This is a genomic window from Natronococcus sp. A-GB7, assembly GCF_029688865.1.
Lineage (GTDB): Archaea > Halobacteriota > Halobacteria > Halobacteriales > Natrialbaceae > Natronococcus.
On sequence record NZ_JARUKV010000007.1, the window covers coordinates 73,160 to 86,687 of the forward strand.

Here is a 13,528-nt window from a genome sequence, read left to right on the forward strand (position 1 = left end):
GACGACCGCACGACGGCCGTCGGACGTTACGTTAGTATTCCTAAAGGTCAAGATTTACATACATTCATAACATGCGTAGAGTATGGGCGTCAGAACCACGTTCTTCGCCCTCCTCCTTCTCGCCCTCGCGGCGGTCACGACCCTCATCCTCGCGCCGCTGTTGCAGTACGTGCTGGCCGCTGCGTTGCTCGCGTTCGTGCTCTACCCCGCCCACGAACGGCTCGAGCGGCGGATCGGTTCCCGACCGTCGGCGCTCGTTCTCACCGGCGTCGCGATCGTCGCCGCGGTCCTTCCGATCCTCTATCTCTCGATCGTCACCGTCCAGACGGTGTTCTCCTTTCTAAATCGGTTCGACGAGGCTGCAGCCGTCGAGACGGCAAGCGAGTGGGCGATCGGGCTCGGGATCGATCCCGAACTGGTCGCGACGATCCGCGCACAGTTGCTGGCCGAGGTGAACGGACTGTTCGACAGCGCCGTCGACCTCGCACTGGGGGAGCTGGTCGGACTGCTCGACGCGAGCGTTCGGCTGGGGCTCGGACTGCTGGTGCTCGTGTTCCTGCTGTACTACCTGCTCGCCGACGGACGGACGTTCGTCGGCTGGCTGGCGGCGGTGGCCCCGCTCGAGGACGAGGTGCGCGACGAGCTGTTCGCGGAGGTCGACGTCGTCACCTGGGCCGTCATCAAGAGCCACGTCTTCGTCGCCGTCGTCGAGGGACTGCTCGGCGGGCTCGGCTTCTACCTGCTCGGCGTCCCCAACGTCGCCTTCTGGACGATCGTCATGGTCGTCGTCTCCTTCCTCCCGGCGATCGGCGTCTGGCTCGTCTGGGGACCCGCGGTCGCCTACCTCCTGATGACGGCTGGCCCGCTTCCGGGGATTGCGTTGCTGCTGTACGGACTCGCCGTGCTCTCGGTCGTCGACAACTACCTGCGGGCGATCTTCGTCGACCGTCGCACCGGACTCCACCCCGCCGTCGTCCTTATCGGGGTTATTGGCGGCATCTACCTGCTCGGAATCATGGGCCTGTTCCTCGGACCCGTGTTGCTCGCCGTGTTCAAGGCCGGCCTGAACGTCTTCAACGAGACCGCGCTTACGGCCGACGACGTCCGCCTCGAGTCGACGTCGCGGGACGTGCCCGGTGCCGATCCCAGTACGGCCGACGACTGACTCACGGTCGATCGAATCGGCGAAGACGGGCGGCCCCTGGCTTTCCGAATGGCCGTCGGTCAGGGCGGACTACTCCTCCTCGAGTTCGGACAGTCGCTGCTCCGCGTCGTGGCGAATGTACCCCGAGACGACCGCCAGAACGACGACGACGAAGGCTGGGACCCCGACGAGGAGGACGAGCACCGCCAGGATCGGGACGAGGTCGGGACCGAGGAGCGCGAGCCACATGGTTCGTCCACGTTCGGCGTCCGCTTAGAGGAATGGGTTTCGGAATCCCACGAATCAGCCGTCGGTGCTCGAGAAGGCGCTCAGGTTCGACTGCAGCCCCGCGGCGAGTTCGGACTTCCGACGGAGTCGAGCCGCGGAGATCGGCAGCTGAGGCGCGAGGCCGGCGACCGCGTCGTGGAACGTCTCGGCCTCGCCGTACTCCCCGGCGAGGCCCTCCCTGCCCTCGATGGACAGCTCGCTGGCCTCGCCCGGAACGCCGTCGAAGGCGTTTCGAACGCTCTCTCGGACCTGCCAGACGCCGACGGGCGCCCAGTAGTGGTCGCTGACCTCCCGGAGCACCAGACACTTCGCCTGTCGGCCGATCGACTCGAGGAACTCGAGGACGCCCAGGCGAGCGGCGTAGTAGGCACCCGCGGTCTCCTCGACGTAGCTCGTCCGTCCCTCGTACCCCTCGCTGGCGCTCTGGAGCCAGACCCCGTCGTCGGGGTTGGGGTTCCAGATGCTGCCCGGGGCCTTCATCTCGACGAGCTCGAACTCCCAGTTTCCGGGGGCGAGGACGATCCAGTAGCGGTTGCCCATGTACTCGTTGACCCGAACCTGGACCTCGTCGATGCTCGGCTCGTTCCGGATGCGACCGCGCAGGAACTGCCCGACCGTGTCGTCGACGGCCGTGATCGACCACCGGGTCGGGACGAGCCGGCGCTGGTCGCGCTCGCCGAGGGCGCCCGCCGAGAGAATCGAGTTGATCTCGTAGACGTCGAACCCGCGCCGGTAGAGGTAGGTCATCGCGCCCTGGGCCTGCCAGTCGTCGTCCTCGAGCGTCTTCTTGACCGGGCGCGGAACGTGGGGGTTCTCCCGAAGCTCGGCGTTCCGGGCGTTCGCACGGGGACCGCGGGGTGTCGCGACGTCGGTCCCCGGCTCGAGCCCGAGATCCGGCGTATCGTCGAGGCCGATCTCGAGGTCGACGGGGCGGTCGGCGATGGCGACCTCGCGTTGCACGCCGACGAACCCGTCCCAGCTGTCGTGGACGGTCGGCGCCAGCCGACTGGCGATGCTCGGGGAGTCGACGTTCGCGCGCTTGTTCGAGTTCAGGAGCCCGGTGCGGCGCTGGAGCACGTCGTCGATCCCGTACCCCTGCCGGTACCAGTCGCCGTCGGTGACGTACTCCTCGGCGGCGTCCTCGTCGCCGACCGGCGAGAGCACGCCGATCGGGATGTCGGGGTAGTTCGAGCGCCCGACGAAGATCGAGGGCGCCGTCGAGCCGACGAGGGTATCGCCCGACAGCGCCCGCTCGAAGTTGCGCTCGAACTCCTCGAGGTGGTCGGTGATCGCGTAGGACTTCTCCTTCGCGAGCCGCCGTCGCTCGGCCTCCTCGTCGGGCTCGAGGCTCTCGATGTAGTCGTCGAGGCGCATTCGACGATGGTTCGAGCTACACGAATTTGAATGTTGAGTTCGAGGTGCCCCTCCTTCGGCAGTAGCAGGCGAGGCGGTCGCCTCGAGCGGGGTTTCGCCCGGCGAGAGCGACCTCGCAAGGGTTAAAAACGACGGGCAAAAAGGGAGGGGTATGAGTACGACGGACGGGCAGGACAGACGCTCCTGTGTCTCCTGTGGAATCAACATCGCGGGCACGAACGCTGCCGCGTTCAAGTGTCCCGACTGCGGCACGCGCGTCTTCCGCTGTGCCAAGTGTCGCAAGCAGAGCAACCTCTACGAGTGTCCCGACTGCGGATTCACCGGACCATAACAATGGGAAAAGTCGCTGCCAAGATCAAGGTCATGCCGGACAGCCCCGAGATCGACCTGGACGCGCTCCAGGAGCGCCTCGAGAGTGCCCTCCCTGAGGGCGCCAAAATCAACGGCGTCGAGCGCGAGGACGTCGCGTTCGGCCTCATCGCCCTCTACCCGACCGTCATCGTCCCCGACGGCTCGGGCGGCACGGAAGCCGTCGAGGAGAACTTCTCGGAGGTCGACGGCGTCGAGAGCGTCGGCGTCGAGAACGTCGGCCGCATCTAATCGGGCTCGAGCGATAGTCGTTTTCCGACCGCAAACCCGGGAGCGGCCGCGCTCTCGAATCGGCAAGACCGACGGGTCTCCGAACGCTTACCTCACCCCTCGAGAAACGTCTCCGGCGTGAACGTGCTGTCGGACCCGACGAAGCGGCGGTGGCTCGCGTGGGCCGCGCTGGCGACCGTCTTCCTGCTAGTCAATCTTCATCGGCTCTCGACGGCCGTCATCTCCGAGGAGCTGACGGTCGATTTCGAGACCAGCGCAGCCCAGCTAGGGACGCTCCACGCCTCCTTCTTCCTCATCTACGCGGCCATCCAGATTCCCACCGGCGTCCTCGCCGACCGGCTCGGCCCCCGTTACGTCGGCTCGATCGGCGGGATCGTCCTGAGTCTGGGCGCGGTCGGGTTCGCCCTGAGCGGGAGCTACCTCGCGGCGTTCGCCTCGCGGGCGCTCATCGGGCTCGGGAGCGGCGTTATCTTCGTCTCGATCCTGCGGTTCTGTGCCAACTGGTATCGCCCGGACGAGTTCGCGACGATGACCGGGCTGACCGGTAGCATCGCCGGCCTCGGGGCGATCCTCGCGACGACGCCGCTGGCCGTCACCGTCGGTCAGTTCGGCTGGCGCGCGACGATCCTCTCGCTTGGTGGCGTCGGCATCGTCGCCGCGGGCGCCGTCTTCGTCCTGGCGCGTCAGTCCCCGTCCGCCGCGGGGCTCGAGCCGATCGAGGGCGTCCCCGAACAGCCCGACATTACGCTCGCGGAGCTGGGTACCCACCTGCGGACGCTCGCGCGGGATCTCGACCAGTGGCTGCTGTCGGTCGTCTTCTTCGCCGGTAACGGAGCGATGTTGACCCTCGTCGGGCTGTGGGGCGTCCCCTACATCGTCGTCGTCTACGAACTCGACGTGACGACGGCGTCTTACTTCACCCTCCTCGCGTCGGTCGGCGTGTTGCTCGGCCCGACGACGATCGGCTGGTTCTCCGATCGGATCGAACGACGGCTGCTGCCGATGACCGTCGGGATCGGGCTGTTCGCGGTCGCGCTCGCCGCCGTCCCCGTCTTCGGTCAGCCGCCGTTGGCGGTCGTCGCCGTCTCCTATCTGGCCTGTGGCTTCCTCTTCGGCGCCGCAATGTTGTCGCTGTCGGTCGTCAAGGAACGCTACCCGCCGAGCGCGAGCGGGATCGCGACCGCTACCGTCAACACCGCGGGGTTCGTCGGCGGCACGATCCTGCCGACGGCGATGGGCGTAGCACTCGACGCCTACCAGACCGGCGAGACCGTCGAGGGCACCGTCGCCTACACCGAGTTCGGCTACCGGATCGCCTTCGGCATCCTCGCGGCGACGGTCGCCGTCGGCTTCTGCTGTGCGTGCTGGCTCATGGTACGAGAACGGTCCCGCTCGGCGTGAGAAAAGCCGACGCGAGGAAACTCGCCGACGCGGTTCGACCCGCTACTCGTCGTCCTCGATCTGCTGCTGGAACTCCTCGAAGTCGATGTTCTCCTCGAGTTCCTCGAGTGCGCCCTCCATGTCCTCGGCGGCCGCGTCCATGTCACCGAACTCGAGGATGTTCCCCGTCTCCTCGGCCCACTCCTCGGCGTCCTCGTGGGTCGCGGCGTGCTCGGTCGCGGCCTCGAGTTCCTCCCGGACGTCCTCCGGCGTTCCAGGCGGTGCGATCTGGGTCTGACGGAACTCGGTGAGATAGGCCATGCTGTCGCCGTAGTCCGTGATCTGGTCGATCTCGGGGAAGGCGTCGAGCTCGGTGTCCATCAGGTTGACGACCGCCGAGACGTTGCCCGACTCCTCGGCCGTGAGCGCGGAGGTGTTCGTCGCGATACCGGCCGGCGCCTCGCCGGAGATGACCGCCTCGTTGACCTCGCCCCCGCCGTCGTAGGGGACGACGTTGTCCCACGCGAGGTCGTAGTCGTCCCGCAGCAGGTAGGCCGCGACGTGGCTGTCGTGGCCGACACCCTGAACGGCGAAGTTCTCGAGCTCGCCGTCGGCGTAGGCGTCCTGTAGGTCGGCGTAGTCGTCGACGTCATGATCGTCGTTAACGATGATCGTATAGCCGAAAACGCCGAAGTACGCGATCGGTTCGAACTCGGTCGGTTCCCAGGCCTCGACGTCCTCCATCCGCCAGGCGAACTGCCAGCTCGGGGTGTTGGCCGTCCCGAACGTGTAGCCGTCGTCGTCCTGGCCGTGGAGCCACTCGATGCCGAGCAGGCTCGCCGCGCCGGCCCTGTTGTCGATCTCGATCGGCTCGCCCAGCTCCTCGCTCACCAGCGGCTCGAGCTGGCGCGCGTAGGTGTCCGTCCCGCCACCCTCAGACCACGGGATCATCCACGTAAGCGAGTCCGAGGGGAACTCCCCGTCGCCCGACTCGTCGTCGAGACAGCCCGCGAGACCGGTAAGCGAGATCGCAGACGTTGCACCGATACCTTTCAGAAGATGTCGTCGGTTCACGACCGACCGTAGCCGCCGAAGCGGTGATAAGGGTGGTCGCACCTGCAAGAGTTACAGCTATTTCGTACACGAACGACCATTGAGAGAAGTTGTAGGCGGACGAACGTTTGATAGTCCTGCCCAAGGGTAGATATATCACGGTTTCGTGTGACACAGCCGGGGCGTGAAGCCGCCGATCAGTCGATCGTTCGCTTCGAGTCGGAATCGACCGCGGTGAGGTACTGCTCGAGCAGGTCCGGGAACTCACGCCCGCGGATGTATCGGAGTCCGAAGTCCTCCGTCCAGTCGATGATCCCCCGGTCCTCGGTGACGACGCCGGCCTCGAGTTCGCGGGCGAGGATCAGCAGGTCGAAGTCCTCGCGGGAGTCGAGCACGCCGGTGCGCATCGCGTCGCGGTACTTCTCGCGCAGTTCGGAGATCACCGCGTCGACCTCGGTCTTGTGCTCGTGGTCCTCGAGGAGTTCGTCGGCGCTGTCCTCGGCGCGACGGACCGCCCGCTCGGAGACCCGGAGCCCGCGGTCGACCCGCCCGCTCATCTCGTCGACGAAGCTGTAGACGACGTTGGCGGGAATCGAGACGGCGTAGCGGTCGGGGTGTTTGCGGATCACCCAGGTGTTCAGCTTCGAGTAGACCTCCTCGCTTACGCCGCGGGCCTCGAGCATCGTCGTCAGCTCGTCGTGGATCGTCGGCGGAACGTAACAGGAGATGCCGAGGTTGAGGCGGGCGTTCGCGATCAGCTCGAGCAGTCGCAACACCGCCTCCTCGAGGGACTCGTCGTCGCGACGGATCTCCTCGGTGAGAAACAGCGAGGTGTCGAGGACGAACCGCTGCTTGAACGCGTCGACGGACATAGCCGGGGATACGCCCCCAAGATGGAAATAACTGGGCTCGGCGAGTGGGTCAGTGCTCGTCGGTGTTCGGGCCTCGGGCCCCGAGGTCGGCCTCCGAGATCATCTCCGCGCTGGTCGAGGAGAGGTCGACGGTGACGTCCTCGTGGACGGCTTTGCTGATCTCGTCGACGTTGCCCGCGAGGACGGTCATGATGTCCTGAGGATCGACGTACATGAGCATGTTCCCGTCCGGCCCCTCGGTGACGAGCTGGAGGTCGTTGAGCACGATCTGATCGTCCTGGATCGTCGCCGAGACGACCGGCAGGGACTCGGGTTTGCCGGGATCGGTCTCGGTCACCCGACGGATGACGACCTCCTCGAGGTCGATGACCTCCTTGTGCTCGCGGATTCGCTCCGCGCAAGCGACCATATCGTTGATAACCTCGGTGCGACGCTCGTTGCCGTGGTCGCCCTCGAGACAGTGCTGGCAGACGCGGAGTTCGATGCGCATGGCCGCGAGTTGTCGCCGCGCACCGATGAGAATTCCGCTTCGAGACCCCCTTCGGAAAGAAAGCTTATCCGAAGCAACTCGACACAAACGGTATGAGCGTTCACAACGCCCTCCAGGCGATCGGCCTTCTCGCGCTCGCCTACGTGCTGTTCTGGTCGTTCGTCGCGCTGGGTCCGATCGGCTGGGTCGCCTTCGGAACCCTGTTCCTCGTCGGCGTCGTGCAGGTGTCTCGGGAACGACGCCGAGGCGGGAGCGACGGCGACCCCGACTGGCCGAACTACTGCACCCGCTGCGGGACGGCCCTCGAGTTCGACGCCGACGGAGCCGAGCCCGGGGAGTCGGTCCGGTACTGCGGCGAGTGCGGCACGCCGGTTCAAGCCGAAACGCGGAACGAAGCCGCCAGTGCGGCGGTGAACTGCGCCGACTGCGGCGCCCCGAACGATCCAGGTCGAACGGCGTGTACCCACTGCGGGCTAGAGCTGTAGCCGGCCCGATCGTCCGTTCTCCTCGAGCGCCCCGGCAGTTATTTCGCTCGCCGTCGTACCCCCTTCATGATGAGTGATACCGAGTACCACAGACCGCTCGGGATCGGCGAATCTGCGTTCGAGGGTCTCGAGGACCACCTCGAGGACCGCAGCTACGAGGGTCGGGAGTACCGCCACGTCCCGGACTACCGCCGCGGGATCGAGCGTGGAACCGCCCTGATCGGGGGCGAGGTCGTCCGCGGGTTCCCGAAGGTGCCCCGCACCCTCGTCCTCGAGACCGGGATCCCGACCCAGTTCAAGGATCGAGTCGTCGTCGAGGAGAAGCTCAACGGCTACAACGTCCGCGTCGTCCGCCTCGAGGGCGAGCAACTGGCGTTTACCCGCAGCGGGATGGTCTGTCCCTTCACGACCCGGATCATAGAGCGCCTGGTCGACCTCGAGGCGCTGTTCGACGACCACCCGGAGGCGATGGTCTGTGGCGAGATGATCGGCCCGGAGAACCCCTACACCGCCCACGACTACCCCGAGGTCGACTCGCTCGCGTTTCGGGCGTTCGACTGGCGGAATCGACAGTCGGGTGAGCCCCTCCCCGTCGGAGAGCGCCGCGAGCGCTACGATCGGTACGGCGTCCCCCAGACCCGGCTGTTCGGCAGCTACGACGTCGACGAGGCGGCGGGCGAGGTGCTTGGGATCGTCGAGGAACTCGAGGCCGAGAGCCGGGAGGGCGTCGTGATGCGCTCGCCCGACGCGACGAGGCTGCTGAAGTACACGACGTCGGTCTCGACCCGGAGCGACCTCGCGTACGCGTTCTCGCTGCCGTTCGACTACGGACAGCCGTTCATGTTCCGGCGCCTGCTGCGGGAGGGGTTCCGGACGATCGAGGCCGACGAGCGCGGCGAGGACGCCTGCGAGCGCGCTCACGAACTGGGCGAGGCGATCCTGCTGTCGATGCGCGAGGCCATCGACACCGTCGACGACGGGGGTTCGGTCGGCGAGCGCCACACCGTCCGCGCCAGCCCCGAAACGGTCGACGCCCTGCTCGAGCACCTCCGCGACCAGGGACTGACCCTCGAGATCGAGAGCGACCGCCGCGAGGACGGCGATCGGGTCCTCACCTTCTGCAAGCGGGTCCAGTCGAGCAACGACAAGATCCGCAACTACCTCGAGGGCCACGTCGTTACGGAGTGATGGCGAGGCGACGTCAGTGTGGTTCGTCGCTCGGCTCTCGGCGTGAGCGTACCGCTACGGCGCACAGCAACGCACCACCGAGCACCCAGACCGGATCCCAGACGAGGAGATGTCCCCAGAACCCTCGAGCGTCGATTCCGCCGGGGTCGACGATACCGGCGAGCACGAGCAGTTTCGCCGCGATCCCGACCGCGCCGTACAACATCGAGAGAACGCCCAGTCCGCCGACCGCGACGACGCGGAGCCGACGCGAAAGCCGGTCACCCCACGGTCGGATCAACGAGAGCGCGAGCACGGCCGGAACGAGTTTCAGGACGCCCGTCGCCGTGACCGTCGCGACGAACCAGGGCTCTCGCTCCGCCGCGAGCGAGCCGATGCCCTCGCCGAGCGTCGAAACCCCGAACGTCCCGCCGGCCGCCCAGTAGAAGCTGAGCGCCGCGAACGCGACCCACCAGCCGGTGGCCGCGTACGCGATCTGAATCGTCGACGAGCGGTGAGACGGCACGGTACGCCTCCTACTCGAGCGGGGAGCATAGCGCTGTCAGTCGCACAGGCGGCGTGTTCGACAGTCACGCCGAGCGGACGACGTCGCTGCGCTCGACGGGCGTTTCGGTCGAAACCCGGTGCTCGTCGATCCCGATTAACCGCGCAGTTCCTCGTGGATCTCCGCGAGTCGCTCGCTCCCGGCTGCGACGTGGCCGCCGTGGAAGCAGACGACCTGCTCGACCGCGAGGTCGGCGAGCCGGCCGACCGACTCCGTCGCGTGCTCCATATCGGGCGTGAACTCCGGTTTCGGACCCGACAGCGGCTTCTCACCGTCGGCGACGAGCGCGTCGCCGGCCAGCAGCAGGTCGTGATCGGAGAAGTGCAGGGAGACGTGACCCGGCGAGTGTCCGGGCGTCTCGACGACCTCCATCGGCCCCGCAACCGTCGGCACCCGGGCACCGCCGGTGAGCTCCAGGTCGACGAGAGTGGCTCGGTACGCGTCCGGATCGCCCTTGATCGGGTCCCGATCGCCGCGGACGTACGGCGCCTCCTTGCGGTGGGTTACGACGATCGGATCGATCCGCTCGAGCAGCTCCGCGAGCCCGCCGACGTGGTCGCCGTCGTGGTGGGTGAGGAGCACGAGCCAGACGTCCTCGAGGTCGAACCCCAGCTGGCGGAGGTGAGTTCGAAGCCCGTCGACCGCTCCCGGCGGGCCGACATCGATCAGGACCAGCCCGCGGTCGGTCTCGACGGCCGTCGGGGTGACCGTCAGCTCGCGACCGCCGTAGTCGACGGTGATCGGCAGGAGGTAGACGCCGGGATCCTCTCTATCGGTACTCATGGCCGGTGGCTCGAGACGCCGAGAGGAAAGGATTGTGGCCGATCAGCGCAGTGCCGACTCGATGGCCGTCTCGAGGTCGGCGATCAGGTCGTCGGCGTGCTCGATCCCCACCGAGACGCGGACGAGGCCGTCGGTGAGTCCGGCCTCGAGTCGCTCCTCGCGCGGGATGGCCGCGTGGGTCATCGGCGCGGGCTGTTCGATCAGGCTTTCGACGCCGCCGAGGCTCTCCGCGAGGGTGAAGACGTCGGTGTTCGAGACGACCTCGCTCGTCTCCTCCAAGCTCGCGTCGAGTTCGAAACTCAGCATCCCGCCGAAGTCGTCCATCTGCTCGCGGGCGATCTCGTGGCCGGGATGGGACTCGAGCCCGGGGTAGTAGACCCGATCGACGTCCGGGTGGTCGGCGAGCCAGTCGGCGATCTGCCGGGCGTTCTCGCAGTGGCGATCCATCCGGACGGGCAGCGTTTTGGTCCCGCGAAGGACGAGGAAGCTCTCGAAGGGGCCCGGGGTCGCGCCCACGGCGTTCTGGTAGAAGCCAAAGCGTTCGTCGAGATCGGCGTCGTCGGTCAGCAGGGCGCCACCGACGACGTCGGAGTGGCCGCCGAGGTACTTCGTCAGCGAGTGCGAGACGATGTCGGCGCCCAGCTCGAGGGGGCGCTGGAGGTACGGCGTCGCGAACGTGTTGTCGATCGCACAGAGCGCGTCGTGGGCGTGGGCGATTTCGGAAGCGCCCTCGATATCGACGACCGACATGAGCGGGTTGGTGGGGGTCTCGAGCCACAGCAGTTCCGTGTTCTCCCGGAACGCCGCCTCGATGGCGTCGAGATCGGTCATGTCGACGAACGTAAACTCGATATCGTAGTCCTCGTACACCTGCGTGAAGATGCGATGGGTGCCGCCGTAGACGTCGTTGCCCGTGACGACGTGGTCGCCGGAGTCGAGCAGGTTGAGGACGGTGTTGATCGAGGCCATCCCGCTGGCGAAGGCCCGGCCGTGGTCGGCGTTCTCGAGGGAGGCGAGGTTCGCCTCGAGGTCCGTACGCGTGGGGTTGCCGGTCCGGGAGTACTCGTAGCCGCGGTGCTCGCCGGGGGCGTCCTGCTCGTAGGTCGAGTTGGCGTGGATCGGCGTCATCAGCGCGCCGGTGTCCGCGTCGGGTTCCTGTCCGGCGTGGATCGATCGGGTCTCGAACCGGAAGCGCTCGTGCTCGTCGCTTGCGGGGTCGTCGTCCATATCCGGCCCAACGAGGTCGGGGAGGGTTACTCTTGCCGTTCGTTCTCGGTCGGCGACGGGCGCGCTCGAGGAACAAACGTGCGTTTTATAACTGTCACGAGGTAAGGGAGCCGTACGACTATGCCGAACTCTAATGGACCTCGCCAAGGAACCCGGGACAAGCTCTCGAACAATCCGCGAGACCGCGGCGCTTCGCCGCCCCAGCGCGCGATCCAGCAGTACGACGAGGGACAGAAAGTCCACCTGAAGATCGACCCCAGCGTCCAGAACGGCCGCTTCCACCCCCGCTTCGACGGGCTCACCGGCGAAGTCCTCGGGAAACAGGGCAACGCCTTCAAGGTACAGATCACCGACGGCGGCAAGGACAAGACCGTGATCGTCACCGCCGCTCACCTCCGCGCACAGGACCAGGACGAAGTTCAGGTCTGAGAACCGATGACGATCTTCAAAGAGATCGTCGACGAGGAGTTCCTGACCGTCTCGGAAACGAAGGAACTGCTCGCCGACATCGAGACCGAGCGCGCGATGGACGAGGACCGCGAGCTGCGCTACGAGCTCGCGCGAGCGATCGAACACGCCAACCGCTTTGCGGTCCTCGAGCCCGAGGAATCTCTCGAACTCGTCGCGGACCTGCAGGAACTCGAGTACGTCGACGAGCCGACCGCCTACAAGATCACCGACCTCCTGCCCCGCAACCGGGACGAGCTCCGATCGGTGTACGCCCAGCAGCGCTACTCGCTGTCGGGCGACGAACTCGACGAGATTCTCGACGTCGTCGCGAAGTACGCCTGACGGCGGGCCGATTCTTTAAGTGTAACGTCGCCGTACCCTCGGCCAATGAGCGAAGTCGATAGCGACGAGACGGACGTTCGACGCGCAGTCGTGTTGGACTACCTCGCACACGGACTCTCGGACGACGGGCGACCGCAGTACGCGAAGTCGCCGGCGGGGTACGCACTGGACGTCGAGGACTTCGGGCTCTATCAGGTCGCGTTCGACGAGGACACCCGGCTCACTATCGGGAGCGAGGTCGTCATCGAGCCGGCCGACGAACGGGACGTCGTCGTCGACTGCCAGGCGGTCGAGTACGGGGAGCTCTCCTCGGGCGCCCAGACCGAACTCGAGTACGTCGTCGAGGATCTCGTCGAGGAAAACGAGGAGCGGTTCGTCGACTTCTACAACGACGCCCAGCCGATCACGCTGCGGCTCCACCAGCTGAACCTGCTGCCGGGGATCGGCAAGAAGCTGCGAAACGGCATCTTAGACGAGCGAAAGCGAAAACCGTTCGAGAGCTTCGAGGAGCTCTCCGAGCGCGTCTCGGGGCTTCACGACCCCAGCGACATCCTCGTCGAGCGCATCCTCGAGGAGCTCCGGGACGACGACCTGAAGTACCGGACGTTCGTGGGCCGCCAGCAGGACCAGAACCAGGGGTAGGGGGAGGAGCACCGATCGTCGGGACGGCGTCCGGGCGTTCGATCGGGCGGTCCGAACGGAGCGGGAGATCCGGCCGTTCGACGTCGCAACTGCGGTATCCAGTACGTTTAACACAGAAACGTGAAAAGTAGTACCAATGCTCTCGACGATCCTGCTTCCAGTTGGAACGAGCGATACCGAACGAGTCGACGAACTCGTTTCCCACGCGATCGATGTCGCCGAGCCGGCCAACGCCACCGTCGTCGTCGCACACGTCGTCAGCGCCGACGAACACGACGTCGACGGCAAGAACTACCCGTATGCGATCGCGGAGATCGGGTTCGACGCGCAGAGCCGGGACCTCCCGTCCGAAAAGATCGCGAGGGATATCGAACCGATCAGTGATATCGTCGACCGCCTGGAGGAGGCCGGCGTCGACGTCGAGATCAGGGCTGCCGTCGGCAACCGCGAGTCCGAGATCCTCCGGATCGCCGAGGAGACCGGTGCCGACAACATCATCGTCGGCGGACGAAAGCGCTCGCCCGCGGGGAAGGCGGTATTCGGCAGCACCGCACAGAAGATCATGCTCAACGCCCCGTGTCCGGTGACGTACGTCCGCGACCGGTCGTAGCCATCAGCCAGATCCTGATCGTCAGTTCCCGAGTCCATCGCTCTACCAAGCCCTGG

The 13,528-nt window shown here is 66.5% G+C and carries 18 protein-coding genes; 10 read left to right on the forward strand and 8 right to left on the reverse strand.

Annotated elements, in window-relative coordinates; all coding sequences use genetic code 11:
- The first annotated feature begins 82 nt into the window (after positions 1 to 82).
- Positions 83 to 1,165, forward strand: a complete 1,083-nt coding sequence (locus QA609_RS08120; RefSeq protein WP_278302094.1) for an AI-2E family transporter — start codon at positions 83 to 85, stop codon at positions 1,163 to 1,165.
- A gap of 69 nt (positions 1,166 to 1,234) precedes the next feature.
- Here QA609_RS08120 and QA609_RS08125 read toward each other — a convergent pair whose 3' ends face one another.
- Together QA609_RS08125 and nreA are read right to left on the reverse strand one after the other, a co-directional pair.
- Entirely contained in the window at positions 1,235 to 1,393 is a 159-nt protein-coding gene (locus tag QA609_RS08125; protein WP_278302095.1) for a hypothetical protein, read from the reverse strand.
- Positions 1,394 to 1,447: 54 nt separating this feature from the next.
- Complete coding sequence (gene nreA / locus QA609_RS08130; RefSeq protein ID WP_278302096.1) at positions 1,448 to 2,806, reverse strand: DNA repair protein NreA; 1,359 nt, start codon at positions 2,804 to 2,806, stop codon at positions 1,448 to 1,450.
- Positions 2,807 to 2,957: 151 nt separating this feature from the next.
- Between nreA and QA609_RS08135 the strand changes: the two genes are divergently transcribed.
- The 3 genes from QA609_RS08135 (at position 2,958) to QA609_RS08145 (ending at position 4,807) form a co-directional block, all read left to right on the forward strand.
- On the forward strand, positions 2,958 to 3,137 hold the full coding sequence (locus tag QA609_RS08135; RefSeq protein WP_005560033.1) for an HVO_2753 family zinc finger protein: 180 nt from the start codon (positions 2,958 to 2,960) through the stop codon (positions 3,135 to 3,137).
- A 2-nt stretch (positions 3,138 to 3,139) separates the two neighbouring features.
- Positions 3,140 to 3,406 carry an elongation factor 1-beta gene (locus QA609_RS08140; RefSeq protein WP_278293490.1) on the forward strand — a complete coding sequence of 89 codons (267 nt, stop codon included), beginning with the start codon at positions 3,140 to 3,142 and terminating at the stop codon, positions 3,404 to 3,406.
- Between the two features lie 117 nt (positions 3,407 to 3,523).
- Positions 3,524 to 4,807 (forward strand): MFS transporter, encoded by a 1,284-nt coding sequence (locus QA609_RS08145; RefSeq protein WP_278302097.1) that lies wholly within the window; start codon positions 3,524 to 3,526, stop codon positions 4,805 to 4,807.
- 42 nt (positions 4,808 to 4,849) lie between these two features.
- Here the strand turns inward: QA609_RS08145 and QA609_RS08150 are convergent, their stop codons facing one another.
- From QA609_RS08150 to QA609_RS08160, 3 genes are all read right to left on the reverse strand, one after another.
- A complete protein-coding gene (locus tag QA609_RS08150; protein ID WP_278302098.1) occupies positions 4,850 to 5,860 on the reverse strand; it encodes a tripartite tricarboxylate transporter substrate-binding protein in 1,011 nt (336 codons plus the stop codon).
- A gap of 176 nt (positions 5,861 to 6,036) precedes the next feature.
- Positions 6,037 to 6,711: an RNA ligase partner protein gene (locus QA609_RS08155; protein WP_278302099.1), complete on the reverse strand. Its 675-nt coding sequence runs from the start codon at positions 6,709 to 6,711 to the stop codon at positions 6,037 to 6,039.
- Between the two features lie 49 nt (positions 6,712 to 6,760).
- Entirely contained in the window at positions 6,761 to 7,201 is a 441-nt protein-coding gene (locus tag QA609_RS08160) for a hypothetical protein (protein ID WP_278302100.1), read from the reverse strand.
- Between the two features lie 92 nt (positions 7,202 to 7,293).
- Here QA609_RS08160 and QA609_RS08165 point away from each other — a divergent pair, with 92 nt between their 5' ends.
- Complete coding sequence (locus tag QA609_RS08165) at positions 7,294 to 7,686, forward strand: zinc ribbon domain-containing protein (protein ID WP_278302101.1); 393 nt, start codon at positions 7,294 to 7,296, stop codon at positions 7,684 to 7,686.
- A gap of 69 nt (positions 7,687 to 7,755) precedes the next feature.
- Positions 7,756 to 8,874 (forward strand): RNA ligase, encoded by a 1,119-nt coding sequence (locus tag QA609_RS08170; RefSeq protein ID WP_278302102.1) that lies wholly within the window; start codon positions 7,756 to 7,758, stop codon positions 8,872 to 8,874.
- A 13-nt stretch (positions 8,875 to 8,887) separates the two neighbouring features.
- Here the strand turns inward: QA609_RS08170 and QA609_RS08175 are convergent, their stop codons facing one another.
- From QA609_RS08175 to QA609_RS08185, 3 genes are all read right to left on the reverse strand, one after another.
- Positions 8,888 to 9,379, reverse strand: coding sequence for a DUF3995 domain-containing protein (locus tag QA609_RS08175; RefSeq protein WP_278302103.1), 492 nt, complete (start codon positions 9,377 to 9,379; stop codon positions 8,888 to 8,890).
- Positions 9,380 to 9,514: 135 nt separating this feature from the next.
- Positions 9,515 to 10,201, reverse strand: a complete 687-nt coding sequence (locus QA609_RS08180) for an MBL fold metallo-hydrolase (RefSeq protein ID WP_278302104.1) — start codon at positions 10,199 to 10,201, stop codon at positions 9,515 to 9,517.
- Positions 10,202 to 10,243: 42 nt separating this feature from the next.
- Positions 10,244 to 11,428 carry a cystathionine gamma-synthase gene (locus QA609_RS08185; RefSeq protein ID WP_278302105.1) on the reverse strand — a complete coding sequence of 395 codons (1,185 nt, stop codon included), beginning with the start codon at positions 11,426 to 11,428 and terminating at the stop codon, positions 10,244 to 10,246.
- Positions 11,429 to 11,548: 120 nt separating this feature from the next.
- Here QA609_RS08185 and QA609_RS08190 point away from each other — a divergent pair, with 120 nt between their 5' ends.
- From QA609_RS08190 to QA609_RS08205, 4 genes are all read left to right on the forward strand, one after another.
- Positions 11,549 to 11,857 (forward strand): 50S ribosomal protein L21e, encoded by a 309-nt coding sequence (locus tag QA609_RS08190; protein ID WP_005560014.1) that lies wholly within the window; start codon positions 11,549 to 11,551, stop codon positions 11,855 to 11,857.
- 6 nt (positions 11,858 to 11,863) lie between these two features.
- Entirely contained in the window at positions 11,864 to 12,220 is a 357-nt protein-coding gene (locus tag QA609_RS08195; RefSeq protein ID WP_005560011.1) for an RNA polymerase Rpb4 family protein, read from the forward strand.
- Between the two features lie 45 nt (positions 12,221 to 12,265).
- Entirely contained in the window at positions 12,266 to 12,862 is a 597-nt protein-coding gene (locus QA609_RS08200; RefSeq protein WP_278302106.1) for a DUF655 domain-containing protein, read from the forward strand.
- A 136-nt stretch (positions 12,863 to 12,998) separates the two neighbouring features.
- Positions 12,999 to 13,472 (forward strand): universal stress protein, encoded by a 474-nt coding sequence (locus QA609_RS08205; RefSeq protein WP_278302107.1) that lies wholly within the window; start codon positions 12,999 to 13,001, stop codon positions 13,470 to 13,472.
- Positions 13,473 to 13,528: the final 56 nt, after the last annotated feature.